The sequence below is a fragment of the Burkholderia sp. JPY481 genome (assembly GCF_038900515.1).
GTDB lineage: Bacteria > Pseudomonadota > Gammaproteobacteria > Burkholderiales > Burkholderiaceae > Paraburkholderia > Paraburkholderia youngii.
The window spans coordinates 264,303-288,691 of record NZ_JAYMRT010000009.1; the positions used below are offsets into that span (position 1 = coordinate 264,303).

The window sequence follows — 24,389 nt, forward strand, 5'->3', positions numbered from 1 at the left end:
GCGCCCTTTTGCATTTTCGATTGCTGCGTGCCGCTAGCGACGCTTAGCTCTGCATCAACCGCTTCTGTCGCGCGACACTCATGATCAGCCCGGTCGCGACACCCAATGTAGTCAGCGCGGTGCCACCGTAACTCATGAACGGCAACGGCACGCCGACCACCGGCAGAATCCCGCTCACCATGCCGATATTGACGAACGCGTACGTGAAGAACGCCATCGTCAAAGAGCCGGCCAATAATCGCCCGAACAAGGTCGCGCCGTTGGCCGCGATGTAGAGCCCGCGCGCGATCAATAGCATGTACAGCGTGAGTAGCACGATCCCGCCCGCCAAACCAAACTCTTCCGAAAACACCGCGAAGATGAAGTCGGTGTGCTTCTCGGGGATGAACTCCAGATGCGCTTGCGTACCCTTCAGCCAGCCCTTGCCGAGCGGGCCGCCCGAACCGATCGCGATCACCGCCTGAATCGTGTGGAAGCCTTTGCCGAGCGGGTCCGAGGTCGGATCGAGCAGCGTACAGATACGGTGCTTCTGATAGTCGTGCATTAGCGGCCACTGCACTTCGGGCTGACAGATCTTGTCCTGGAACGCCGCGATCGACACAACCGCGATCACGCCTGCGATCAGCACCGGTACGATCAGCTTGAAGCTCAGCCCCGCGAAGTAAATCACGAACAGGCCGGCGGCGAACACGAGCACGGCCGTGCCGAGGTCGGGCTGTTTCGCGATCAGGCCGACCGGCACGATGAGGATCGCGAAGCCGACCAGGTAGTCGTACCAGCGCATCACGCCTTCGCGGCGCTGGTAGTACCAGGCGAGCATCAGCGGTGTCGCGATCTTCAGTATTTCCGATGGCTGGATCACCACGCCGACGTTGATCCAGCGCTTCGCGCCCTTGCGCGTGAGACCGAACATCGCGACTGCGACCAGTAGCGCGATCCCGAACGTGTAAAGCGGGACCGCGAAGCGCATCAGCGTATTGGGCGGCACATTGGCGAGCCCCCACATCAGCACGAAGGTGAGCAGGATGTTGCGCAGCTGGTCTTCGACGCGGCCCGGCACGTCGAGACTCGCGCTGTACAGCGTGACGATGCCGACGCACAGCAGCAGAAACACGATCAGTGCGAGCGGACGGTCGAAGCCCGCGAACATCCGCTTGATGCGGTCGAGCCAGGCGCGCTTGTCGAATTGCATGCCTTTCTCCTTATTCGTCGATACCGCCGGTGGCGGGCTGGCGCGGTGACGCGCCCTGGACGCTGTCCTCGCGCGAGGGGGCCGCGACGCTCGGCGCCGGCTCACTGGCCGGACGGGGTTTGTGCGGGGCGCCGGACGTACGCGACGCGGATTGCTTTGCCGCGGCGGAAGCCGATGCCGGCCTGGCCGCCGACGCCGCCCGCGCCGCGCCGGCCGAAGCCGCTGCCGGTGCGCTGGCCGGCACCGTTGCCGCCGCGCCAGCCGATGCCGCCACCGGCACGGACGCGCCATTCGCGTCCGAAGCCGCAACAGCCGCCGACTCACCCGAGGCCGCCACGGCAGCCGCCGCCCCCGGCACCGGCAGTGCCTTGAAGCCCGCCGCAATCCTCAGCGGCTGGGCGCCCTCATGCTGCGTTGGCGTCTCACCGACCTGTGGCGCGGACGCTTCGGCGGTGTTCGATGCCGCCGCCGCGACGGCGGCTTCCACCACGCCGGGCTTGTTCTTGCCGACCAGGTAATAGTCGAGCACCCGGCGCGCGATCGGACCGGCCGCCTCCGCGCCCCAGCCGCCGTTTTCGACGATCAGCGCGAGCGCGATCTTCGGTTGCTCGACTGGCGCGAACGCAATGAACAGCGCGTGATCGCGCAAATTCTCGGCGATCGCGTGACCCTTGTAGTTCGCGCCCTGCAGCGAGTACACCTGCGCGGTACCGGTCTTGCCCGCCGCCTGGTACGCGGCGCCCGCGAACACCTTGGCCGCCGTGCCGTTCGTGACCACGCCTTCCATCGCGTGCTTGATGAAGTCGATATCCTGCTGCTTGACCGCGATCTTGTCGCTCGGGTCGCGCACCACCGGCCGCGTGTCCTTCGTGATCGGATTCTCGATGTCGCGCACGAGGTGCGGCTTCATCACGACGCCGTTGTTCGCGAGCGTTGCGGTGGCATGCGCGAGCTGCAGGATCGTGAACGAGTTGTAGCCCTGACCGATGCCGAGGCTGACCGTTTCGCCTTCGTACCACTTCTGCTGCTCGGGGCGGCGATACGCATGGCGCTTCCAGTCGGTCGACGGCAGGATGCCCTTCGCTTCGCCGGCGATGTCGATGCCGGTGATCTGCCCGAAACCCCACGGCTTCATGAAGTTCGCGATGTTGTTGACGCCGAGATCGTGCGCGAGCATGTAGAAGTACGTGTCGTTCGACACGACGATCGCGCGATTCATGTCCACCCAACCCTGGCCCGAGCGCACGTCGTTGCGGAACGTGTGTCCGCCGAACGTGTAGTAGCCGGGGTCCTGGAAGCCCCAGCTCGGCGTGCGCTTGTGCAGCGACAGCGCGGCGAGCGCCATGAACGGCTTGTAGGTCGAGCCCGGTGGGTAGGTGCCGTGTAGCGGCCGGTTCAGCAGCGGATGGTCGGGCGAGTTGTTCAGCTCGTCCCAGGTCTGCTGGTCGATGCCGTCGACGAATGAATTCGGGTCGAAGCTCGGCGCCGACACGAACGCGAGCACGTCGCCGGTGGACGGCTCGATCGCGACGAGCGCGCCGCGACGTCCGGCGAACGCCTGTTCGGCGACCTGCTGAAGGCCGATGTCGAGCGACAGCACGAGGTTGTTGCCCGGCGTCGCCTGGGTGCGCGACAGCGTGCGCACCGGGCGGCCGCCCGCCGTCACCTCGACTTCCTCGAAGCCGGTCTGGCCGTGCAGCTCGGTTTCGTAGCTCTGCTCGACGCCGATCTTGCCGATGTAATCGGTGCCCTTGTAGTTGTTCGCGTCCAGACGCGGATCGTAGTGGTCCGGATCGCTGTCGTTCTGATCGCTGGCGTCGTCGATGCGGTCCTGGTCGCGCTGCGAAATCCGTCCGATGTAGCCGATCACGTGCGCGGCGGTCGGCCCGAGCGGGTACTGGCGGAACAGCCGCGCGCGCACTTCGACGCCGGGGAAGCGGAAGCGCTGCGCGGTGAAGCGCGCGACTTCGTCGTCGGTCAGGCGCGTGCGGATCGGCAGACTTTCGAAATTCTTCGAGTCTTCCTGCAGTTTCTTGAAGCGGCGGCGGTCGCGCGCGTCGATCGAGACTACCGTGGCGAGGTTGTCGACCACGTTATCGAGCGTGTCGTTCAGCTTCGACGGTGTGATTTCGAGCGTGTAGGCCGAGTAGTTCTTCGCGAGCACGACGCCGTTGCGGTCGGTGATGATGCCGCGGTTCGGCACGATCGGCGCGACGGAGATGCGGTTTTCATCGGCCTGCAGCGAGTACTTGCTGTAGTGCCAGACCTGCAGGAACAGGAAGCGGAAGCCGATCAGCCCGAAGCAGACGAACACGAACAGGCCCGCCGCCGCGACGCGCAGGCGGAATTTCGTGAGCTGCTGTTGAGTGTCCTTGAATTCGGTCATGCGATTCTGCAAAAGGCCGGCGTGCGGCCATCAAGAGTGTGCGCCCAAACTGGCCCCGGGCGGCGGGCCCGATGCGGGATCAAATGGGGCGCGTATCGTCCGGGTCAGCCGGGCGGCGCTGCGGCATCAGCAGCAAGATGCTCGCGAGCGGCCACAGCGCGGCTTCGACGAAACCGTCGATCAGATAACTCCAGCCCGGAAACGCCGCACCGGTCAACAGGCGGATCACGAACGGCACCAGTTGCGCGACGACGAGTAGCGGCATCACCGCGAAGGTTTGCACGCCGAGCGACATCCACAGCACGCGGCGGTGAATCGTGATCGCCCCGTACGACAGCAGCGTGTAGGCGAGCGCGTGTTCGCCGAGCAGGCTCGCGTTGTGCACGTCCATCAGCAGGCCGAGAAAAAACGCGATGCCCATGCCGACCTTGCGCGGCTGATGCACATTCCAGAATAGCAATACGAGCGCGACGAAATCGGGCACGCCGGCGAGACGCCCCCACGGCATCAGGTTCAGCAGGAACGCGGAGGCGAGGCTGAACGCGATGAAGTACGGGTTGACCGGCTGCAGGATGTATTGCGGGCGATTCATGGCTGAGCCCCCGGCTCGGCTTGCGGCTTCGCGTTCTTCGCGGCGGCCGGTTTTTCGGCTTTTCTGTCGGCTGCGGGCTTTTCGGGCTTCTTGTCGACGGCGAGCTTTTCGGGCTTCTTGTCGGCGGCGGGTTTGGCCGGCGCCTTCTCCGTGGATTTGGCTGCCGGCTTTTCGGCCGCGGCTTTATCGGCGGCGTTCTTGTCCGCCGACTTGCCGGTGGATTTCTCCGCCGCGCCCTTGCCTTCCGCGGCTTTGACGCCCTTCTTCGCTTTCGCCTCTTTCGCGACGGTTGCCGCGTCGGGTTCGTCGGCCGGGCGCGGCGGCGCGGTGTTCTGGACGTGCAGCACCAGCACCTGACGCGCGCCGCGCACCGCCGCGACCGGCAGACTGACCACGCGGGCAAACGCGGTGTCGGCCTGCTTGTCGACGCGTACGACCTTCGCGACCGGCAGCCCCGGCGGATATACGCCGTCGAGACCGCTGGTGACGAGCTCGTCGCCGGTTTGCACGTCCGCGCTGATCGGCACGAAGCGCAGATCGAGCGTGTCGCCCTTCGGCGTGCCGTAGATCACGCTGCGCAAGCCGGTGCGCAGAATTTCGACCGGCACCGCCTGGTCCTTGTCCGTCAGCAGCGTGACTTCGGCCTGCAGCGGGAACACGCGTGTGACCTGGCCGATCACGCCGTCCTCGTCGACGACCGGCGAGCCGTTCTGGATGCCTTGTTGAGCGCCGCGTCCGATCACGACCTTCTGCGTGAACGGGTCGCGCGTGTCGTACTGGATTTCGGCGGGAAGCGATTGCGTGGTCAACTGCTGCGACAGTTGCATCAGCGCGCGCAGATGGCTGTTCTCGGCAGCGAGCGACGCGGCCGTGTTGGCCTGCTGCGACAGTTGCAGATCCTTCTCGCGCAGCTTCGCGTTTTCGTTGCGTAGCGTGGCGCTCGTCACGGCGAGATCGGCGGCGCCCATGAAGATGTCGCGCGGCACGAGCGCCGCGCGCTGCAACGGATAAAGACCCGCGCCGAGCACGCCGCGGACGATTTCGAGCGTCTGGAAGCGGGCGTCGGAGATCAGCAGGGCGAGCGCCAGCACGACGAAGAACACCAGTCGCGCGAGAGCGGAGGGGCCTTGCTTGAACAGGGGCGGCGGACTGTATTCCATGGTCGGCGCCGGGGGCGTGAGCGGTTGGGTGAGACGGCGGCGCGCTAGGCAAGCGCGGTCAGCGCGCGGAGGCTGGTCGGCCCAGCCAATGACAAAGCGGCCCGCAAGGGGCCGTGTGCCAGATCCGCGCTACTGACATGGGAGGAAGGCTCGCTTACTCGTACGAGAAAATGCTGCCGAGCTTGTCCATGCGCTCGAGCGCCATGCCCGATCCGCGCACGACGCAAGTCAGCGGATCTTCGGCGACGAGCACCGGCAGGCCGGTTTCTTCGGCCAGCAGTCGGTCGAGATCGCGCAGCAGCGCGCCACCGCCGGTCAGCATCATGCCGCGCTCGGCGATGTCCGCGCCGAGTTCCGGCGGCGTTTGTTCCAGTGCGATCTTTACCGACGACACGATCTGGTTCAGCGGATCGGTCAGCGCTTCGAGGATTTCGTTGCTGGAGATCGTAAAGCTGCGCGGAATGCCTTCCGACAGATTGCGGCCCTTCACTTCCATTTCCTTGACTTCGGAGCCCGGGAATGCGGAGCCGATTTCCTTCTTGATCGCTTCGGCGGTCTGCTCGCCGATCAGCATGCCGTAGTTGCGGCGGATGTAGTTGACGATCGCTTCGTCGAATTTGTCACCGCCGACGCGCACCGAGCCCTTGTACACGATACCGCCGAGCGAGATCACGCCGACTTCGGTCGTGCCGCCGCCGATGTCGACGACCATCGAACCCGTTGCTTCCGACACCGGCAGGCCCGCGCCGATCGCGGCGGCCATCGGCTCTTCGATCAGGTACACCTGCGAGGCGCCCGCGCCGTGGGCGGCTTCCTTGATCGCGCGACGCTCTACCTGGGTCGAACCGCACGGCACGCAGATGATGATGCGCGGCGACGGCGAGAACATGCGCGATTCGTGAGCAGTCTTGATGAACTGCTTGATCATCTGCTCGGTGACGGTGAAGTCGGCGATCACGCCGTCTTTCATCGGGCGGATCGCCTCGATGTTGCCCGGCACCTTGCCGAGCATCTGCTTGGCTTCCTTGCCGACTGCCTGAATGGTCTTCTTGCCGTTCGGGCCGCCTTCCTGGCGGATCGACACGACCGACGGTTCGTCGAGAACGATGCCCTTGCCGCGCATGTAGATAAGCGTGTTGGCGGTGCCGAGGTCAATGGCCAGATCGTTGGAGAAGTAGCTGCGCAAAAAACCGAACATTCAAAATCCTGTCTCGCTGGGGGCCGGGCCTCGCACCGTATGCGTAGGACGGCAGCGGAATAAATAACAGCTTCAACCGGGCGGTAGCGACGCCACATGAACTTGAAGCCGCGGGGGAGTCTACCGGAGGCCGTTGCAAAGCCAGGGCGGAAAACGCCGGACGTTCTTTGAATTGTCCGTAAGGCCTTGGTAAGTCGGTCCGGGTTTGGGTCGAACGCGTAATGATACCTTATAATTTTGGATGTTTTGAAGGAAACGGAGCGTACATTTTTCCGTTGCCGCTCCTTTTTTCAGATTGTCCTATCTTGTCGTAACCCGCTGTTACAGCGCGACTTTTTAACTGTTGTGGGATTCCACCCTTTCCGGTGACTGCATGGCTCTGACCCTGACCGATGTAAAACGCATCGCGCATCTCGCGCGGCTCGAACTGGCCGATTCCGACGCAGAGCACACGCGTGCCCAGCTCAATGATTTTTTCGGCCTCGTCGAGCAGATGCAGGCGGTCGATACCACCGGCATCGCCCCGCTTGCCCACCCGATCGAGCAGATCGAAGACGTCGCGCTGCGTCTGCGTGACGACGCCGTCACCGAGACGGTCGAGCGCGAGGCTTTCCAGCGCCCCGCGCCGGCCGTTCAGGACGGCTTGTATCTCGTGCCGAAGGTGATCGAATAAGACCCGCCGGGCAGACCCTCGGCCCGGCGTCGGCGCGAGTCTTTCGTGCCGCAGCCGCGCGGCGTCGCCGCGTACCTTGCCGGGCCGTCTGCCGACGGGCAACCGAACGCCTCCACGGCAGCGTCACTACGCTGCCGCGCTTTCCAGGATAAAACGCAATGCATGAAAAAAGTTTGACCGAACTGCGCGCCGCGCTCGCGGCCAAGGAATGCTCCGCAGTCGAACTGGCGCAGTTGTACCTCAAGCGGATCGACGCGGCCAACAGCCTGAACGCGTTCATCCAGGTCGATCCCGAACTGACGCTCGCGCAGGCGAAAGCCGCCGACGCGCTGCTGCACACCGGCCACGCCGGCCCGCTCGTCGGCGTGCCGATCGCGCACAAGGATGTGTTCGTCACGAAGGGCTGGCGCTCCACGGCCGGCTCGAAGATGCTCGCGAACTACGAGAGCCCGTTCGATGCGACCGTGGTCGCGCGTCTGCAGAACGCCGGCATGGTGTGCGTGGGCAAGACCAACATGGACGAGTTCGCGATGGGCTCGTCCAACGAGAATTCGTACTTTGGCGCCGTCCAGAATCCGTGGGACCGCAAGGCCGTGCCGGGCGGCTCGTCGGGCGGCTCGGCGGCCGCCGTGGCCGCGCGACTCGCGCCCGCCGCGACCGGCACCGACACTGGCGGCTCGATCCGTCAGCCGGCGTCGTTCTCGGGTATCACGGGCATCAAGCCGACGTATGGCCGCGTGTCGCGCTACGGCATGATCGCGTTCGCGTCGTCGCTCGATCAGGGCGGCCCGATGGCGCAAAGCGCCGCGGACTGCGCGACGCTGCTCAACGCGATGGCCGGCTTCGACGAGCGCGACTCGACGAGCCTGTCGCACGAGCACGAGGATTACACGCGCTACCTCGGCAAGTCGTGGCGTGACGGCGGCGCGGACAAGCCGCTCGCCGGCCTGCGCATCGGCCTGCCGAAGGAGTACTTCGGCGCCGGTCTCGCCGACGACGTGCGCGCGTCGATCGACGCCGCGTTGAAGCAGTACGAAGCGCTCGGCGCGACGCTCGTCGAGGTGTCGCTGCCGAAAACCGAACTGTCGATCCCGGTCTACTACGTGATCGCGCCGGCCGAAGCCTCGTCGAACCTGTCGCGTTTCGACGGCGTGCGCTTCGGCCACCGCGCGGCCGAGTACCGCGATCTGCTGGACATGTACAAGAAGTCGCGCGCCGAAGGCTTCGGCCCCGAAGTGAAGCGCCGCATTCTGGTCGGCACTTACGTGCTGTCGCACGGCTACTACGACGCGTACTACCTGCAGGCGCAGAAGATCCGCCGCATCATCGCGCAGGACTTCCAGGAAGCGTTCAAGCAGTGCGACGTGATCATGGGACCGGTCGCGCCGTCGGTGGCGTGGGACATCGGCGCGAAGGGCGACGATCCGGTGCAGATGTATCTGGCCGACATCTACACGCTGTCGGTGAGCCTCGCTGGCCTGCCGGGCATGAGCGTGCCGTGCGGTTTTGGCGCGGGCACGAATGCTCAGCGCCCGGTCGGTCTGCAGATCATCGGCAACTATTTCAATGAAGCCCGGATGCTGCAGGTGGCCGACGCGTTCCAGCGCGCGACCGACTGGCACCGTCAGGCACCGGCAGGAGTGTGAGCACCATGACGAAACAATGGGAAGTCGTGATCGGTCTGGAGACCCACACGCAGTTGTCGACGCATTCGAAAATCTTCTCGGGCACCGCGACCCAATTCGGCGCCGCGCCGAACACGCAGGCAAGCCCCGTCGATCTGGCCTTGCCGGGCACGCTGCCGGTGATGAACCGCGGCGCGGTCGAACGTGCGATTCAGTTCGGCCTCGCGATCGGCGCAACGGTCGCGCCGCGCAGCATCTTCGCGCGCAAGAATTACTTCTACCCGGATTTGCCGAAGGGCTACCAGATCAGCCAGTACGAAATTCCCGTCGTGCAGGGCGGTCAGGTGACGATCCAGGTGCCGGCCAATGAAAAGGCGGGCAAGGAAGCGTACGAGAAAACCATCAACCTGACGCGTGCCCACCTCGAGGAAGACGCGGGCAAGTCGCTGCACGAAGACTTCGCTGGCATGACCGGCATCGATCTGAATCGTGCCGGCACGCCGCTGCTCGAAATCGTCACCGAGCCGGAAATGCGCAGCGCGGCCGAGGCCGTTGCCTACGCGAAATCGCTGCACACGCTCGTCGTGTGGCTCGGGATTTGCGACGGCAACATGCAGGAAGGCTCGTTCCGCTGCGACGCGAACGTGTCGGTGCGTCCGCTCGGCCAGAAAGAATTCGGCACGCGCGCCGAGATCAAGAACCTGAACTCGTTCCGCTTCCTCGAAGAAGCGATCCAGTACGAAGTGCGTCGCCAGATCGAGCTGATCGAAGACGGCGGTACGGTGGTGCAGGAAACGCGTCTGTACGATCCGGACAAGCGCGAAACGCGCTCGATGCGCAGCAAGGAAGACGCGCACGACTATCGCTATTTCCCCGACCCCGACCTGATGCCGCTCGTGATCGACGCAGCATGGGTCGAGCGCGTGAAGAGCGAGATGCCGGAGCTGCCCGAAGCGATCCAGCGGCGCTTCGTGTCGCAGTACGGCCTCACGCCGTACGACGCGAACGTGCTGACCTCGAGCAAGGCGACGGCCGCGTACTATGAAGCGGTGGTCGCGAAGGTCGGTCCGGCCAACGCGAAGGTCGCGGCGAACTGGGTGATGGGCGAAGTGTCGTCGCAGCTCAATCGCGAAGGCCTCGACATTGCCGCGTGCCCGGTCTCGGCCGCACAGCTCGCGCTGGTTCTGCAACGCATTGCCGACGGTACGATCTCGAACAAGATCGCGAAGGAAATCTTCCTCGCGATCTGGGAAGAGAAGGCCACCGACGAAGCCGCCGCCGATCGCATCATCGAGGCGAAGGGCCTGAAGCAGATTTCGGACACCGGCGCGCTCGAAGCGATCATCGACGAAGTGCTCGCCGCGAACCAGAAGTCGGTCGACGAATATCGCGCCGGCAAGGAAAAGGCGTTCAACGCGCTGATCGGCCAGGCGATGAAAGCAACCAAGGGTAAGGCCAACCCTGCTCAGGTCAATGAATTGCTAAAGAAGAAGTTGTCCTGAGTTGAAGTGCCGCGGCCGGGCGTGGTCACGCCCGAGTCATCACGGGCCGTTGCCGGATCGAAGCAGGGCAACGGCCCGTTTTATTTTGCGGACCCGCTTCAGCCGGTTAAGCGCAGACCACGGAGTGTGTGCATGACAAAGCATCCCGATCTCGACGATTTCCGCGTGCCGTACTTCGACGACGGCAAGAAGAAAAACCATTTCTCGCTCGACCATTTCGATCCTAAGGCCAAGCCGTTTTCGAGCGGCTCGAAAGACGCGGACCGCGCGCGTCTGTCGGAAGTGGGCCTGCTGCTCGACAACCTGCAGGAGCGGCTGCACGCGCAGCGCAAGCGTCGCGTTCTGCTGGTGCTGCAAGGCATGGACACGAGCGGCAAGGACGGCACGATTCGCGCGGTATTTCACGAAGTCGACCCGCTCGGCTTGCGCATCGTGCCGTTCAAGGCGCCGACGCCCGTCGAGCTCGCGCATGACTTCCTGTGGCGCGTGCATTCGCAGGCACCCGCGGCTGGCGAGCTGACGATCTTCAATCGCAGTCACTACGAAGACCTGCTCGTTCCGACCGTGCAGGGCGAACTCGACGCCGACGCCTTCCAGCAGCGCTGCTGCCACATCCGTCAGTTCGAGCAGTTGCTCGCCTACAGCGGCGCGACGATCCTCAAGTGCATGCTGCACATTTCGAAGGACGAGCAGCGTGTGCGTTTGCAGGAGCGCATCGACGATCCGCTGAAGCACTGGAAATTCGACGTGTCGGATCTCGAAGCGCGCAAGCAGTGGGACGCATATCAGTCCGCGTATCGCGACGCGCTGGCCGCGACGTCGACCGAATACGCGCCGTGGTACGTGATTCCGGCCGACTCGAAGACGCATCGCAACGTGATGGTCGCCGAACTGCTGCTGCGCACGCTCAATGCGCTGAAACTCGAATATCCGCCAGCGAAGGAATCGCTGAAGGGCGTCAAGGTCGAATGAACTCGACCGCGCCCTTTGGCTCCAGAAACGAATCGAACAAAAGAGGAACGACATGTTGCGTGTGATTACCGCCAACCTCAATGGCATCCGCTCGGCGGCCAAGAAGGGCTTTTTCGAATGGTTCGGCGAACAAGGCGCCGATGTGCTGTGCGTGCAGGAAATCAAATGCTCGCAGGACGACATGACGCCGGAGTTCATGGCGCCGCACGATTTCACCGGCTATTTCCAGCACGCGGTGAAAAAGGGCTACAGCGGCGCGGGCGTCTATACGCGTCATGAGCCGGACGAAGTGGTGATCGGCTTCGGCAGCGAGGAGTTCGACCCGGAAGGGCGCTATGTCGAGCTGCGTTTCGGCAAGCTGTCGGTGGTTTCGGTGTATGTGCCGTCGGGGTCGAGCGGCGACGAGCGCCAGCAGGCCAAGTTCCGTTTCATGGACGAGTTCATGCCGCATCTCGCCGAGCTGGCGAAGGAGCGCGAGGTGATCGTGTGCGGCGACGTGAACATCGTGCACAAGGAAATCGACATCAAGAACTGGAAGAGCAACCAGAAGAATTCGGGCTGCCTGCCCGAAGAGCGCGCGTGGCTCGATAAACTGTTCGACGAAGTCGGTTATGTGGACGTGTTCCGCACGCTCGACCCGCGGCCCGAGCAGTACACGTGGTGGAGCAATCGCGGTCAGGCGTATGCGAAGAACGTCGGGTGGCGGATCGATTACCAGATCGCGACGCCGGGCATCGCAAGCAAGGCGAAGCGCACCGATGTGTTCCGCGACATCAAGTTCAGCGACCATGCGCCGCTGACCGTCGACTACGACCACAAGGTCAGCAAGTAAGCCCATCGGCCGCCGGCGCGTGCAGCGCCGTCGACTGCCAGCAGCCGGTAGAAACGGCGTCTCAGTCGCGCGCCGTCTTGCGCGCCGGACGGCCGATGCCCGCGTAATCGGGCAACTCGTCGACGTTCTTGCCGATTGCTTTCGCGTACAGCGACAGCATGTCCGGCAGCCGCTTGATGATGTCGTCGCGGCGCGCCGGTGTAAACGGGTGCACGTAGATGAAGCCCTGCTCGCGATTGCCGCGCGTCGCTTGCGCGAGCTTGTCCCACAGCGTGACCGCCGCGCGCGGATCGAAGCCGGCGCGCGACGCGATATCGCTGCCGATCACGTCGGCTTCGGTTTCGTCGGTGCTCTCGTACTTCATTTCCAGCAGACGCGAACCGATGCCGAGCGGCGCCATGCCCAGGTCGGCGAGACCGAACAGTTGCGGGATCGTGCCGGACGAATCGAGCTGGCTCGCCTGCAACTGACCGAGCCGCATGCGCGCGTGCTCGCGCAACGCGTGCGCGATCTCGTGGCCGATCAGCATGCCGACCTCGTTGTCGTTCAGGCGCACGCGATCGAGTATCCCGCTATAGACGACGATCTTGCCGCCCGGCAGGCAGTACATGCGGATGTCGTTCGAGCGCACCACCGCGACTTCCCACTTCCAGCCCTTGGCTCGCTCGTTCCATTTCAGCGAGTACGGAATCATCCGGTCGATGATCGAGCGCACGCGCGTCACGCGCGCGTCCGTGTCGCCGTACAGGCGGTTCGCGTGGCTGGCGCCGTAGACTATCTGGTTGAACTCCTCGGCGGCCTGCGCCTCGAGCATCGACGACGGGATCAGGTTGCGGAACACCATGTAGCCGCCGTAGCGAAGCTGCGGGCTCACGTAGTAGGGCGGCGGGACGGCCGGGGGGGCCGACGCGCCGGCGCTCGGAGCGCTGCCGCTAGCGCCGGACGCGCCCGCGGCACCGGCGTTGGCGCCGGTGCTGTTATTCGCGCCAGGATTGGCGCCGCCGGTGCCGCTGTTGCCGGCCGCAGCCGAGGTTGCGTTTTCTGCGCTGGCGCCGCTTGGCGCGGACTTGGCCGCAGGCGTCGGGGCCGGGTTGGCTGTTGCACCGCTCGTGGTCGCGGCGGCGGCAGCCGGCGCAGGCGCTTGCGCGCCGCTCACCGGGCTGGCGCCAGTCGCTGGGGCGCCGGTCGCATAGGCGCCCATCGGCATCGCCAGCGCGACGCTCGCGCAGCCGAGCACACGTACCGCGCGGAATGAGGCGCGGCGCGCGCGAGCCGGAAACGGTACCTTCACGACCGCTCCCTCCACGGCGCGATGCGCACCAGCAGCAGCATGCCTGGCACCGCGAGCGCGGTACAGAGGATGAAGTAGTCGAACCAGCCGATCCGCGCGACCACGAAGCCGCTCGCCGCCGACGCGAGCGTGCGCGGCACCGACGCGAGGCTCGTGAACAGCGCGAACTGCGTCGCGGTATAGCGCGGATCGGTGGTGCTCGCGATGTAAGCGGTGAACGCGGCCATCGTCAGACCGGTGGCGAAGGTCTCGAAGCCGTAGACGAGCGCGAGCGCGACCGAGCGCGGATCGAGCTGCACGCTCCAGTCGATGCCGATCAACGACAGCAGCTTCGTTGTCCCCTGGCTCAGCGCGACGGCGATGTTGTAAATCGCGGCAAGTCCGGGCGAATCGGGACCGAGATGCGCGAGCCACGCGAAGCCGAGCGTCGACACCATCTGCAGCAAACCGAAGATCCACAACCCACGGCCGATGCCGATCCTCATCAGCCAGATGCCGCCGACGATGCCGCCCGCGAGACTCGCGCCGAATGCCGTGGTCTTCGCGATCACGCCGATCTGCGTGCGCGAAAAGCCGATGTCGAGGAAAAACGACGTGGACAGCGTGGTCGCCATCGTATCGCCGAGCTTGTAGAGAAAGATGAAGCCGAGTACGAAGAGTGCACCGCGCCAGCCGTCGCGCTGAATGAATTCCCTGAACGGCTCGACGATCGCCTCGCGCAGATTCTTCGGCGGCTGGCCGTGCACCTCGGGCTCGCGCACGACCAGAGTCATCAGAACGCCAGGCAGCATGAACGCGGCCGTCACGATGAACACGGTGCTCCACGGCAGATGATCGGACAAAATCAGCGCGAGCGAACCGGGCACGAGCGCCGCGATCTTGTACGCGTTCACATGCACCGCGTTGCCGAGGCCCTGCTGCGTGTCGCTGAGCAATTCACGCCGGTACGCGTCGATCACGATGTCGGAGCTCGCGCCGAAGAACGCGACCAGCGCGGTCAGCGCGGCGACGCTCCAGATCGCTTCGCGCGGCGACACGAAACCGAGCGTCGCCATCGCGCCGGCCACGAGCAATTGTGTGAGGAGCATCCAGCCGCGCCGTCTGCCGGGCCGCCAGCCGGGCACGCGCGGCACGTAGCGGTCCATCAGCGGCGCCCACACGAATTTCCAGGTGTACGGAAACTGGATCAGCGCGAACAGGCCGATTTCCTTCAGATTGACGCCTTCCGAGCGCAGCCACGCCTGCACGAGGTAGACGAGCGTAAACAGCGGCAATCCCGACGTAAAGCCGAGAAAGACGCAAATCAGCATGCGCGTATTCAAAAACGCGCGCCAGCCGGGGTGTTCTTCGTGAGCGGTAAGTGCGGGCGCCTCGTGCGGCGGGTTCGACATGTGGATAACTGAGGTTAGCTTTTCTTGACGCGATAGACCGCAAGACTACCACGCCAGTTCACGCCCCACCGCACCACCTGTCCGTCGTGCAGCACGACACGATCGAGAATTTCGATGCCGACTTCGGGCGCGAGCGCTTCGAAGTCCTTGATCGTCAGCACGCGCACGTTCGGCGTGTTGTGCCATTGATAAGGCAGCGACTTCGACACCGGCATGCGCCCCTGGAGCACCGACAGCCGATGCGCCCAGTAGCCGAAATTCGGAAACGACACAATGCATTGCTTGCCGACCCGCACCGTCTCGCGCAGGATCGCCGCGGTCTGATGAATGGTCTGCAGCGTCTGCGACAGCACCGCGAAATCGAAGCTGCCGTCTTCGAACAGGCGCAGGCCGTCTTCGAGATTCTGCTGGATCACGTTGACGCCGTTCTGCGTCGCGGCGAGCACGCCGGCGTCGTTGATCTCGATGCCGTAACCCTGCACCTCCAGTTCCTCGTTCAGCAGCGACAGCAGCGAGCCGTCGCCGCAGCCGAGATCGAGCACTGTTGAATGCGGTTCGACCCAGCGGGCGATCGCGCGGAAGTCCGGGCGCGATGCCAGGTAATCAAGTGCTCGCTGGTTCATGCGTTGACCTCGTTTGCAATGCGTTCGTAGTAGGCGCGCAGCAGGTTGTGATAGCGTGCGTCGTCGAGCAGGAAGGCGTCGTGGCCATGCGGCGCGTCGATCTCCGCGTAGGTGACCGTGCGCTTGTGGTCGAGCAGCGCCTTCACCAGTTCACGCGAGCGAGCCGGCGCGAAACGCCAGTCGGTCGAGAAGCTCGCGATCAGATACTTCGCGGTGGTGTGCGCGAGCGCGGCGGTCAGATCGCCGTCGAAGGCCTTGGCGGGATCGAAGTAGTCGAGCGCGCGCGTGATCAGCAGGTAGGTGTTGGCGTCGAAGTAGTCGGCGAATTTGTCGCCCTGATAGCGCAGATACGATTCCACTTCGAACTCGACGTCGAAGCTGAAGTTGTAGTCATCGAGCGCGCCTTCCGCGCGACGCAGCGAGCGGCCGAATTTCTCGGCCATGTCGTCGTCCGACAGATAAGTGATGTGGCCGATCATCCGCGCGACGCGCAGGCCGCGCTTCGGCTTCACGCCGTGCGCGTAGTAGTTGCCGCCGTGGAAGTCGGGGTCCGACAGGATCGCCGAGCGCGCGACCTCGTTGAACGCGATGTTCTGCGCGGACAGCTTCGGCGTCGATGCGATCACGATGCAATGCGCGATCCGCTCGGGGTACATCATGCTCCATGCGAGCGCCTGCATGCCGCCGAGGCTGCCGCCCATCACGGCGGCGAAGCGCGTGATGCCGAACGCGTCGGCGACGCGCGCCTGCGCGTTGACCCAGTCTTCGACGGTGACGACCGGAAACGTCGCGCCATACGGCTTACCGGTGGCGGGGTCGATGCTCATCGGCCCGGTCGAGCCGAAGCACGAGCCGAGGTTGTTCACGCCGATCACGAAGAATTTGTCGGTATCGAGCGGCTTGCCGGGGCCCACCATGTTGTCCCACCAGCCGATGTCCTTCGGATTGTCGGCGTACACGCCCGCCACGTGATGCGATGCGTTTAGCGCGTGACACACGAGCACCGCATTGCTGCGCGCGGCATTGAGCGTGCCGTAGGTCTCGACCATCAGGTCGTAGCCCGCGAGCGAGCTGCCGTTGCGCAAGCGCAGCGGCTCGGTGAAATGCATTTTTTGGGGAGCGACGATGCCGATGGAGTCCATTCATTCCGCCATTGAGTCAACAGGGCGGCTAAACGGCGTCGGCGAAGCACGGAGAGAAGGGCGGTGTGCGCAGCTGACGACCTCTTTAGCCGCATTTATAGTGAACCGCGGGCCTGAGGCCCAAGGTTCGCGCGCCCGCAATCGAGTCAGCAAATCGGCGCGTGAAAGGGTGTGAAACCGGGTGCAACGTGTTCGTGATGCCTTGGCGCGGTCTGTTGTTCATCGTGGGACCGCGGCGGCGTCAGGCGCAAAGTATAGCGGAAAATTCCACGCGGCAGCGGCGCGGACGGCGCCGCGCGAAGGAGGGCGAGTCCTCGCGGACTACTGAAGAATCAGCAGCAGTTGCTCGTCCGCGTGTTCGGCGGGCGGCCGCGCGAAACCGCTGCGCACATAGCGATGCCAGCGGCCGATCACGTAGCTCACCAGCAGGCTCGCGCGAATCGCGGGATCGTAGCCGGCGGGCAGTGCGGCGCATGGCGGCGCGGTCTGCGGGTCGGTATGGCCTGTGGCGTGGTTATCAGCACGGGCAAGCGCTTCGGTTTGCGCGAGCCGCAAGCACTGCTTCAGCGATGCCTCGACCCGTTCGAGCATCTGGTTCACGCGCTCGGTCAGCCGTTCGTGCTCGCCGACCAGCGCCTCGCAGGTCAGCACGCGCGTCATGCCGGGATTTTTCGCGGGGAAGTTGAGCAGCATCAGCGCGATCGAGCGCGCCTGCAGCACGCCGTTGCTTTCGTGACCGGTGATCTGGTTGATGAGCCCGAAGAGCGTCTGCTCGATGAACTCGATCAGCCCTTCGAACATCTGCGCCTTGCTGGCGAAATGGCGATACAGCGCGGCTTCCGACACACCGAGCCGGGCGGCGAGCGCGGCGGTGGTGACCTTTTCGCTCTTCGGCGCCTCGAGCATGCTGGCGAGCGTTTGCAGGATGTGCACGCGGCGCTCGCCCGGCTTCGGACGCGTTGCGCGTGTCGCGGCGGGCGCCGCGGGGGAGGCTGCGGCTGAGGCTTCGTCAGGCTTGTCGATCGGCTGCATGGCTGTCGTCCCCCGGCTGATGTCGTTGGCGGCTTTCGTCCCTACTGTCCAGGCTTGCGTCCCTTCCATCGAACCGAGCGCGTGCCCAGTCGTAGCGATTTTAGCGAACGAATGCTGCGGTCGACATAATGCGGCCGGCCGGTGCCCGGCAGGCGCGTCGGTACGCCGGCCGCGTGCGGCTTGCGCGGCAGGTGCCCGGTGATCCACACGGTGCGGATGCCGAGCCGCCGATAATTTTTCAGGTGCGAACGCGTGTCCTCGACGAGGATCGCGTCTTTCAGCGACACGTGCGCGTCGCGCATCGCGCGGCGCAGCATCGCGTGATCGGGCTTCGCGCGCCATTGGCGGCGATCGCGCATGTGCTCGATCGCGATCACCCGCTCGAACAGCCGCTCGATGCGCAGCTCGGCGAGCACGGCGCGCGCGTAGGTTTCGGGCGCATTGGTCAGCACGATCTTGCGGCCCGGCAGCGCCGCGACCAGCCGCGCGACGCCGCGCTCGTGGCGGATCATCGAACCGAGGTCAGGGAACGTGTGCACGACCTTCAGGAAGTCGTGCGCGTCGAGCGGATGGTGGCGCGTGAGCCCGAGCAGTGCCGCGCCGTAGCGCAGCGTGTAGCCGGTGCGCAGACGGTTGGCTTCGTCGATGTCGACTTGCAGCGCGTCGATGATGTACTGGGTCATGCCGCGATTGATCGCGGGAAAAATGGCATGCGACGCACGATGCAGCGTGTTGTCGAGGTCGAACAGCCAGACTGGCTTGCCGCTCGCGATGTCAGGACGGCGGCGCCGCGAAGTGGGGGTGCGCATGGTGGAGGGTCTTCAGCCGCTGACGGGCGTTTCATGCTGCGGATGCGGATGCGGGGAGTGTGCCGCAGCGACGCTCGGCGGCGCGCATAGGCTGCCAGCCGCGAGGTGGGGCACAGGGGCGCGCCACAGTGACGCAACCCCTGTGCCGGGGATGCAGCAACGCTCAATGCGAGCGGATCATCGTGCCGAACGGCTGTTCGGTCAGAATTTCGAGCAGCACCGAGTGCTCGATGCGACCGTCGATGATGTGCACCGAGCGCACGCCGCTCTTCGCCGCATCGAGCGCGGACGAAATTTTCGGCAGCATGCCGCCGGAGATCGTGCCGTCTTCGAACAGGCCGTCGATTTCGCGCGCTGACAGGTCGGTCAGCAGATTGCCTTCCTTGTCCATCACGCCGGGGATGTTGGTCATCATCACGAGCTTTTCGGCGTTCAGCACGACCGCCAGCTTGCCCGCGACGAGGTCCGCGTTGATGTTGTACGACAGACCGTCTTCGCCGAAGCCGATCGGCGAGATCACCGGAATGAACGCGTCGTCCTGCAGTGCCTTCACGACCGCCGGGTTGATCGCTTCGACTTCGCCGACCTGGCCGATGTCGACGTACTGGCCGGGCTTTTCCCGATCCGGCATCAGCATCTTGCGCGCGTGGATCAGGCCGCCATCCTTGCCGGTCAGGCCGACCGCGTGGCCGCCGAAGTGGTTGATCAGCATCACGATGTCCTGCTGCACCTCGCCGCCGAGCACCCACTCGACGACTTCCATCGTCTCTTCGTCGGTGACGCGCATGCCCTGGATGAACGTGCCCTGTTTACCAATTTTCTTAAGCGCCTGGTCGATTTGCGGACCACCGCCGTGCACGATGACCGGGTTGATGCCGACCAGCTTCAGCAGAATCACGTCGCGCGCGAAGCCCTGCTTCAGACGCTCTTCGGTCATGGCGTTGCCGCCGTATTTGATGACCACGGTCTTGCCGTGATACTGGCGGATGTAGGGCAGCGCCTCGGCCAGAATTTCGGCTTTCAGGGTGGGCGCAATCTGCGAGAGGTCGGGAAGCTCGGACATGGCGGCAGGCTCGGGCACGGAACAGTTAAAACAGCGCGAATTGTACAGGACTGGCGCGCTGCAACAGGGTTTTCGGCAGCAGCGCGAGCGACGGGCGGTGCAGGTTTGGCGTACCGCACCATGACGGGTCACGGGACGGGTAAACGGCAAGCGTAACGCACTTGCGTGACGGCCGTGCATTGGCCGAACGGACGGCTGCACCCAGGCGTATCAGTCATGGCATCATGATCTGACCGATGCCCCCGGCCTTTCGCGCCCATCCGCAATGAAACCGTCTTCTACCCGTTCCGGGCGCAGCGCGCGCTGTCCGCGCTGCGGCAATGCCTTCGACTGCGGCATGCAGGGCGAGACAACATCTCCGTGCTGGTGCCGTGCTCTGCCGCCGCTGCCGGCGGAGCGGCTGAAGCCGGGCGGCCCGTGCTTGTGCCCGGAATGTCTCGCCGCTGAGATCGCCCAGGCGACACGCGAGGCAAGTGGCGTTGAACCCCCGTAAACGCTGCTTTTGCCAACAGCCGATCCGCACCCGGCTACGCGCCGCGATGCTGCGCCGCCAGCGCTCGCAGATCGCGCGCCACTGCTTCCAGCGCCGGCTCCCATTCGCCGAACCGCGGCTGCCGATACAACGTGGCGCTCGGATACCACGGGCTGTCGCCGCGCTCCAGCAACCAGACCCAATGCGGATTGACGTCGAGCAGCACCCACGTGCGCTGACCGAGCGCGCCGCTCAGATGCGCGACCGATGTGCATACGGTGATCACGAGGTCGAGCGCGCCGACGAAGGCGGCGGTGTCGTCGAAGGGTTCGAGCGCATCGCCGGGTTCTGCGGGGCGAGCTCGCAGGCCGTCGCGGCGGCCTGTTCGGCGTCGTCCCAGCGTTGCGCTTCACGTAACGTCAGCGCATAGTTGTTGTAAGCCAGCGGACTGCGAGGCGCGTACTGCACGGCCTGCGCGCCGGCTTCGAGCGCGTGCGGCAGGTCCAGACTCTGGCGATACGCGTTGGCGAAGTTGATCCATGCGTTGCCATCGTCGGGGGTATCGCGGATCGCGGCTTCGAGCAGCGCGAGCTGTTCGCTCAGATCGCCGTCGGTAAGCGTCAGCGCGCTCGCGAGATTGTTGCGTAATTGCGGCAGTGCCGGATCGAGCGCCAGCGCGCGACGATACGGAGCGATCGCGTCGGCATGCCGGCCGGCCATCTGCAGCGTGTAGCCGGCGCGGAAGTGCGCGACGGCGCTCCCCGCATCGAGTTTGGCAATAATGGCGGCGAGTTCGATCGCCTCCGCATGGCGCTGCTGCGCGAGCCATGCGGCGATCAGCGCGTCGGGCGAGGCGCCGTCGAGCGGATGCAGCTTGGCCGCGGCGTCGAGGTAACGGGCTTCGTCCGCCGTGGCGCCACTGGCTCGGGCCGCGGCGGCATCGCGCAGTAAAGTCAGGTATGCGGAGGAAGCGTCGGCTTCTCGAATCGCGGTGGGCGGCATGAAGGGATGGCGCGGAACAGTCGTCGATGCAGCGCGGCGGCGTGCAATGCTATTTCGAACACAGTCATGTTACCGGCACTCGGCCGCGTGGTCAGCCATGCGGGTCCGAACGGGTAGACTAGGGTCATGCAACGTATAACCAACACCGGCCGCGTCAATCTCGGTCACCTGTTCTGGCTGCGCAGCCTCGCGATCATCGGTCAGCTGCTGACGATCGCGTTCGTGCAGATCTTCATCGGCGCCAATCTGCCCTTGCCCGCGATGCTGCTCGTGATCGGGCTCGAAGTGCTGTTCAATGCGCTCACATGGTTTCGCGTGTCGCAGCAGCGTCCCGAGTCCAACATCGAGCTGTTCGGGCAGATCTGGGTCGATCTCGGCGCGTTGTCGGCGCTGCTGTTCCTGTCCGGCGGCACCACCAACCCGTTCGTGTCGCTATACCTGCCATCGCTTGCGATCGCGGCCGCCGTGCTGCCGTGGTACCTGATGGCCTGGCTCGCGGCGTTCGCGGTCGCCTGCTACGCGATGCTCAGTTTCGATTCGGTGCCGCTCAATCTCGAGAATCCCGCCAACCTGTTCGACTACTACCGCTCGGGCATGTGGGTCAACTTCATGGTCAGCGTAGGGCTGATCGCGTGGTTCGTCGCGCGCATGTCGCGGGCGCTGCGGCTACGTGACGCAGCGCTTGGGGAAGCGCAGCAGCGCTTGCTCCAGGACGAACGGGCGGTCGCGCTCGGTGTTCAGGCGGCCACCGTGGCACACGAAATCGGCACCCCTCTGTCTACAATCGCGATGTTGTCAGAGGAATTGCGCGACGCGGCGCGCACCGACGCGGGACTCGCGCCCTACCGCGCCGATCTCGAACTGCTCGAGCAGCAGATGACGTTGTGCACGTCGGCACTCGCGCGCTTGCGCAGCCGCGCGACGACCACGACGAACCGTGAGCCGGTCGACGAATGGCTAGAGTCGTTTGCCGAGCAATGGCGCCTGCGCCATCCGCACGTGAAGTTCGAGCGGCTCGGCACGCCGCCCGCCGATGTCAGTCTCAACGACACGGTGGCCGTCAGCCAGATACTGACGATCCTGCTCGACAACGCCGCGCGCGCGAGCCGCGATCACGTGACGCTGTCCTGCACGCTCGCACCACGCGGCGACCAAATAGAGTTCGAAGTATGCGACCACGGTCCTGGCATTCCGGTCGCGCTACGCGGCTCGCTCGGCACGATGCCCGTGGAGAGCACGCAGGGCGGTCACGGCGTCGGCCTGTATCTGGCGTTTTCGGCGGCGGCGCGTCTGAAGGGATCGATTGAACTTACCGACGCCAACGGCGGGCGGCCGCGCGGCACGCGTGCGGTGCTGCGACTGCCGCTCGGCGCGCGCAAGATTTCCGGAGCGAGCCCGCAAGGCGCCGCGCCATCCAACACGGAGAAACAGGCATGAGCGAAAAGAATTTTCTGGTGATCGACGACGACGAAGTGTTCTCCGGCATCCTGGCGCGCGGCTTGACGCGGCGCGGCTACACGGTGAGCGAAGCGCACAACGCGGACGAGGCGATCCGGCTCGCGAATCAGCAGAAGTTCAGCGAGATCACCGTGGACCTGCATCTGGGCAACGACTCCGGCCTGACGCTCGTCGCACCGTTACGCGATCTGCAGCCCGATGCGCGCATGCTGGTGCTGACCGGCTACGCGAGCATCGCCACCGCGGTGCAGGCGGTCAAGGACGGCGCCGACAACTATCTCGCGAAGCCCGCCAACGTCGAGACGATCCTGTCGGCGCTGCAAAGCGAGGCGAGCGCGTTGCAAGCCGAGGAGGCGATCGAGCATCCGCAGCCGCTGTCGGTGGCGCGGCTCGAATGGGAGCATATCCAGCGCGTGCTCGCCGAACACAACGGCAATATCTCGGCGACCGCGCGCGCGTTGAACATGCATCGGCGCACGTTGCAGCGCAAGCTGGCGAAGCGGCCGGTGAGGCAGTAGGCCGCGATCGAACAGCACAAAGCAAAACGGGCTGCCTATCCGATATCCGAAGGCAGCCCGTTTTTCATGCATCAGCGCTCGGCGCTGTGACCGCGCACATCACAGCACGTAGCGCGACAGATCCTCGTCTTGCGCGACTTCGTTCAACGCGCGATCGACATACGCCGCGTCGATTTGCACCGTACGGCCGGAATGATTGCCGGCCGAGAACGACACTTCCTCTAGCAGCTTTTCGATGACGGTATAAAGACGCCGCGCGCCGATGTTCTCGGTCTTCTCGTTGACCGAGTACGCGATCTCGGCAAGACGGCGGATGCCGTCGTCGGCGAATTCGAGGTGCACGTCTTCGGTCGCGAGCAGCGCCTGGTATTGCTTGACGAGGCTCGCATCCGTCGATACGAGGATCGATTCGAAGTCGTTGACCGACAGCGAATCGAGTTCGACGCGAATCGGGAAGCGCCCTTGCAGCTCGGGAATCAGATCGCTCGGCTTCGCGAGATGGAACGCGCCGCTCGCGATGAACAGGATGTGATCGGTTTTCACCATGCCGTACTTGGTGTTGATCGTCGTGCCTTCGACGAGCGGCAGCAGATCGCGCTGCACGCCCTGACGGGACACTTCACCACCGCCCGCTTCGTTGCGCGACGCGATCTTGTCGATTTCGTCGAGAAACACGATGCCGTTCTGCTCGACGTTCTGCACCGCCTTGGACTTCACCTCTTCGTCGTTCAGCATCTTGCCGGCTTCTTCGTCGGTGAGCACCTTCAGCGCTTCCTTGACCTTCATCTTGCGGCGCGTCTTCTTGCCGCCGCCGATGTTGGCGAACATCGAGCGGATCTGCTCGGTCATGTCTTCCATGCCCGGCGGCCCCATGATGTCCATGCCGACCTGTGGCTGCTCGACGTCGAGCTCGATTTCCTTGTCGTCGAGCTGGCCTTCGCGCAGGCGCTTGCGGAACGTCTGACGCGTCGTGCTGCCTTCATCGGCGGTATCGGTCGAACTCGTGCTCGAACCGAAGCCGACCGGCCGTGCGGTCGGCAGCAGGATGTCGAGAATGCGGTCTTCGGCGAGATCGCCGGCCTTGGTCCGCACTTTGCGCATTTCGGTTTCGCGGGTCTGCTTGACCGAAATTTCGATCAGGTCGCGCACGATGCTGTCGACGTCGCGGCCCACGTAACCGACTTCGGTGAACTTGGTCGCTTCGATCTTGATGAACGGCGCGTCCGCGAGCTTCGCGAGACGCCGCGCGATTTCGGTCTTGCCGACGCCGGTCGGTCCGATCATCAGGATGTTCTTCGGGGTGATTTCCTGGCGCAGCGGTTCGTCGACCTGCTGACGGCGCCAGCGGTTGCGCAGCGCGACGGCCACGGCTTTCTTCGCGCGGCCTTGGCCGATGATGTGTTTGTCGAGCTCGGAGACGATCTCGGCGGGGGTCATGGTGCTCATCGATGGGTCC

21 protein-coding genes and 1 pseudogene are annotated in these 24,389 nt (G+C 64.9%); 8 read left to right on the forward strand and 14 right to left on the reverse strand.

The window, feature by feature from the left end; all coding sequences use genetic code 11:
* Positions 1-43 precede the first annotated feature (43 nt).
* The 5 genes from rodA to VSR82_RS22565 all read right to left on the reverse strand — a co-directional run bounded on the left by rodA (position 44) and on the right by VSR82_RS22565 (position 6,528).
* Positions 44-1,192, reverse strand: a complete 1,149-nt coding sequence (rodA, locus tag VSR82_RS22545; protein ID WP_368583221.1) for a rod shape-determining protein RodA — start codon at positions 1,190-1,192, stop codon at positions 44-46.
* A gap of 10 nt (positions 1,193-1,202) precedes the next feature.
* On the reverse strand, positions 1,203-3,578 hold the full coding sequence (mrdA, locus tag VSR82_RS22550) for a penicillin-binding protein 2 (RefSeq protein WP_429461579.1): 2,376 nt from the start codon (positions 3,576-3,578) through the stop codon (positions 1,203-1,205).
* A 79-nt stretch (positions 3,579-3,657) separates the two neighbouring features.
* Entirely contained in the window at positions 3,658-4,170 is a 513-nt protein-coding gene (mreD, locus tag VSR82_RS22555) for a rod shape-determining protein MreD (RefSeq protein ID WP_176109827.1), read from the reverse strand.
* Positions 4,167-5,330: a rod shape-determining protein MreC gene (gene mreC / locus VSR82_RS22560; protein WP_429461581.1), complete on the reverse strand. Its 1,164-nt coding sequence runs from the start codon at positions 5,328-5,330 to the stop codon at positions 4,167-4,169. Before mreC ends, mreD begins: the two co-directional genes overlap by 4 nt.
* A 154-nt stretch (positions 5,331-5,484) precedes the next feature.
* Positions 5,485-6,528, reverse strand: a complete 1,044-nt coding sequence (locus VSR82_RS22565; RefSeq protein ID WP_004189550.1) for a rod shape-determining protein — start codon at positions 6,526-6,528, stop codon at positions 5,485-5,487.
* Between the two features lie 373 nt (positions 6,529-6,901).
* On the opposite strand from VSR82_RS22565, the gene gatC reads away from it, so the two are divergent.
* The 5 genes from gatC to VSR82_RS22590 all read left to right on the forward strand — a co-directional run bounded on the left by gatC (position 6,902) and on the right by VSR82_RS22590 (position 12,132).
* Positions 6,902-7,201, forward strand: coding sequence for an Asp-tRNA(Asn)/Glu-tRNA(Gln) amidotransferase subunit GatC (gene gatC, locus VSR82_RS22570; protein ID WP_013088063.1), 300 nt, complete (start codon positions 6,902-6,904; stop codon positions 7,199-7,201).
* Between the two features lie 158 nt (positions 7,202-7,359).
* A complete protein-coding gene (gatA, locus tag VSR82_RS22575; protein WP_410850702.1) occupies positions 7,360-8,847 on the forward strand; it encodes an Asp-tRNA(Asn)/Glu-tRNA(Gln) amidotransferase subunit GatA in 1,488 nt (495 codons plus the stop codon).
* A 5-nt stretch (positions 8,848-8,852) separates the two neighbouring features.
* Positions 8,853-10,328: an Asp-tRNA(Asn)/Glu-tRNA(Gln) amidotransferase subunit GatB gene (gene gatB, locus VSR82_RS22580; protein WP_368583225.1), complete on the forward strand. Its 1,476-nt coding sequence runs from the start codon at positions 8,853-8,855 to the stop codon at positions 10,326-10,328.
* Positions 10,329-10,460: 132 nt separating this feature from the next.
* On the forward strand, positions 10,461-11,300 hold the full coding sequence (locus VSR82_RS22585) for a PPK2 family polyphosphate kinase (protein ID WP_429461585.1): 840 nt from the start codon (positions 10,461-10,463) through the stop codon (positions 11,298-11,300).
* A gap of 52 nt (positions 11,301-11,352) precedes the next feature.
* The gene (locus VSR82_RS22590) at positions 11,353-12,132 is read left to right on the forward strand and encodes an exodeoxyribonuclease III (protein ID WP_368583227.1); all 780 of its coding nucleotides are present in this window, start codon (positions 11,353-11,355) and stop codon (positions 12,130-12,132) included.
* Between the two features lie 61 nt (positions 12,133-12,193).
* On the opposite strand, the gene VSR82_RS22595 is transcribed toward VSR82_RS22590, so the two are convergent.
* The 7 genes from VSR82_RS22595 to argB form a co-directional block, all read right to left on the reverse strand.
* The gene (locus VSR82_RS22595) at positions 12,194-13,423 is read right to left on the reverse strand and encodes a M48 family metallopeptidase (RefSeq protein ID WP_429461587.1); all 1,230 of its coding nucleotides are present in this window, start codon (positions 13,421-13,423) and stop codon (positions 12,194-12,196) included.
* Complete coding sequence (locus tag VSR82_RS22600; protein WP_429461589.1) at positions 13,420-14,814, reverse strand: AmpG family muropeptide MFS transporter; 1,395 nt, start codon at positions 14,812-14,814, stop codon at positions 13,420-13,422. Before VSR82_RS22600 ends, VSR82_RS22595 begins: the two co-directional genes overlap by 4 nt.
* A 14-nt stretch (positions 14,815-14,828) precedes the next feature.
* Positions 14,829-15,437: a methionine biosynthesis protein MetW gene (gene metW, locus VSR82_RS22605; RefSeq protein ID WP_368583230.1), complete on the reverse strand. Its 609-nt coding sequence runs from the start codon at positions 15,435-15,437 to the stop codon at positions 14,829-14,831.
* Entirely contained in the window at positions 15,434-16,579 is a 1,146-nt protein-coding gene (gene metX / locus VSR82_RS22610; RefSeq protein ID WP_368583231.1) for a homoserine O-succinyltransferase MetX, read from the reverse strand. The genes metW and metX overlap by 4 nt, the downstream gene beginning before the upstream one ends.
* Before the next feature lie 321 nt (positions 16,580-16,900).
* Entirely contained in the window at positions 16,901-17,611 is a 711-nt protein-coding gene (gene slmA / locus VSR82_RS22615) for a nucleoid occlusion factor SlmA (protein ID WP_429461592.1), read from the reverse strand.
* A 41-nt stretch (positions 17,612-17,652) separates the two neighbouring features.
* Positions 17,653-18,420: a pyrimidine 5'-nucleotidase gene (locus tag VSR82_RS22620; RefSeq protein WP_368583233.1), complete on the reverse strand. Its 768-nt coding sequence runs from the start codon at positions 18,418-18,420 to the stop codon at positions 17,653-17,655.
* Positions 18,421-18,583: 163 nt separating this feature from the next.
* Entirely contained in the window at positions 18,584-19,483 is a 900-nt protein-coding gene (gene argB / locus VSR82_RS22625) for an acetylglutamate kinase (protein ID WP_013088074.1), read from the reverse strand.
* Between the two features lie 265 nt (positions 19,484-19,748).
* On the opposite strand from argB, the gene VSR82_RS22630 reads away from it, so the two are divergent.
* Positions 19,749-19,976: a cysteine-rich CWC family protein gene (locus tag VSR82_RS22630; protein WP_368583354.1), complete on the forward strand. Its 228-nt coding sequence runs from the start codon at positions 19,749-19,751 to the stop codon at positions 19,974-19,976.
* Positions 19,977-20,010: 34 nt separating this feature from the next.
* Here VSR82_RS22630 and VSR82_RS22635 read toward each other — a convergent pair.
* Positions 20,011-20,957, reverse strand: a pseudogene (locus tag VSR82_RS22635) (tetratricopeptide repeat protein).
* A 126-nt stretch (positions 20,958-21,083) separates the two neighbouring features.
* Here VSR82_RS22635 and VSR82_RS22640 point away from each other — a divergent pair.
* Positions 21,084-22,394: an ATP-binding protein gene (locus VSR82_RS22640; RefSeq protein WP_429461594.1), complete on the forward strand. Its 1,311-nt coding sequence runs from the start codon at positions 21,084-21,086 to the stop codon at positions 22,392-22,394.
* The gene (locus VSR82_RS22645) at positions 22,391-22,933 is read left to right on the forward strand and encodes a response regulator transcription factor (RefSeq protein WP_013088076.1); all 543 of its coding nucleotides are present in this window, start codon (positions 22,391-22,393) and stop codon (positions 22,931-22,933) included. Before VSR82_RS22640 ends, VSR82_RS22645 begins: the two co-directional genes overlap by 4 nt.
* Before the next feature lie 99 nt (positions 22,934-23,032).
* Here VSR82_RS22645 and hslU read toward each other — a convergent pair whose 3' ends face one another.
* Positions 23,033-24,379 (reverse strand): ATP-dependent protease ATPase subunit HslU, encoded by a 1,347-nt coding sequence (gene hslU / locus VSR82_RS22650; protein WP_368583235.1) that lies wholly within the window; start codon positions 24,377-24,379, stop codon positions 23,033-23,035.
* Positions 24,380-24,389 lie beyond the last annotated feature (10 nt).

Bases quoted from the DNA above. Each gene is read 5' to 3' on its own strand.
- VSR82_RS22640 (WP_429461594.1), top strand. From the start codon at position 21,084: ATGCAACGTATAACCAACACCGGCCGCGTCAATCTCGGTCACCTGTTC.
- VSR82_RS22565 (WP_004189550.1), bottom strand. From the start codon at position 6,528: ATGTTCGGTTTTTTGCGCAGCTACTTCTCCAACGATCTGGCCATTGAC.
- VSR82_RS22590 (WP_368583227.1), top strand. From the start codon at position 11,353: ATGTTGCGTGTGATTACCGCCAACCTCAATGGCATCCGCTCGGCGGCC.
- VSR82_RS22620 (WP_368583233.1), bottom strand. From the start codon at position 18,420: ATGCGCACCCCCACTTCGCGGCGCCGCCGTCCTGACATCGCGAGCGGC.
- slmA (WP_429461592.1), bottom strand. From the start codon at position 17,611: ATGCAGCCGATCGACAAGCCTGACGAAGCCTCAGCCGCAGCCTCCCCC.
- gatB (WP_368583225.1), top strand. From the start codon at position 8,853: ATGACGAAACAATGGGAAGTCGTGATCGGTCTGGAGACCCACACGCAG.
- VSR82_RS22645 (WP_013088076.1), top strand. From the start codon at position 22,391: ATGAGCGAAAAGAATTTTCTGGTGATCGACGACGACGAAGTGTTCTCC.
- hslU (WP_368583235.1), bottom strand. From the start codon at position 24,379: ATGAGCACCATGACCCCCGCCGAGATCGTCTCCGAGCTCGACAAACAC.
- VSR82_RS22630 (WP_368583354.1), top strand. From the start codon at position 19,749: ATGAAACCGTCTTCTACCCGTTCCGGGCGCAGCGCGCGCTGTCCGCGC.
- metW (WP_368583230.1), bottom strand. From the start codon at position 15,437: ATGAACCAGCGAGCACTTGATTACCTGGCATCGCGCCCGGACTTCCGC.
- gatA (WP_410850702.1), top strand. From the start codon at position 7,360: ATGCATGAAAAAAGTTTGACCGAACTGCGCGCCGCGCTCGCGGCCAAG.
- mrdA (WP_429461579.1), bottom strand. From the start codon at position 3,578: ATGACCGAATTCAAGGACACTCAACAGCAGCTCACGAAATTCCGCCTG.
- mreC (WP_429461581.1), bottom strand. From the start codon at position 5,330: ATGGAATACAGTCCGCCGCCCCTGTTCAAGCAAGGCCCCTCCGCTCTC.
- metX (WP_368583231.1), bottom strand. From the start codon at position 16,579: ATGGACTCCATCGGCATCGTCGCTCCCCAAAAAATGCATTTCACCGAG.
- rodA (WP_368583221.1), bottom strand. From the start codon at position 1,192: ATGCAATTCGACAAGCGCGCCTGGCTCGACCGCATCAAGCGGATGTTC.
- argB (WP_013088074.1), bottom strand. From the start codon at position 19,483: ATGTCCGAGCTTCCCGACCTCTCGCAGATTGCGCCCACCCTGAAAGCC.
- VSR82_RS22600 (WP_429461589.1), bottom strand. From the start codon at position 14,814: ATGTCGAACCCGCCGCACGAGGCGCCCGCACTTACCGCTCACGAAGAA.
- gatC (WP_013088063.1), top strand. From the start codon at position 6,902: ATGGCTCTGACCCTGACCGATGTAAAACGCATCGCGCATCTCGCGCGG.
- mreD (WP_176109827.1), bottom strand. From the start codon at position 4,170: ATGAATCGCCCGCAATACATCCTGCAGCCGGTCAACCCGTACTTCATC.
- VSR82_RS22585 (WP_429461585.1), top strand. From the start codon at position 10,461: ATGACAAAGCATCCCGATCTCGACGATTTCCGCGTGCCGTACTTCGAC.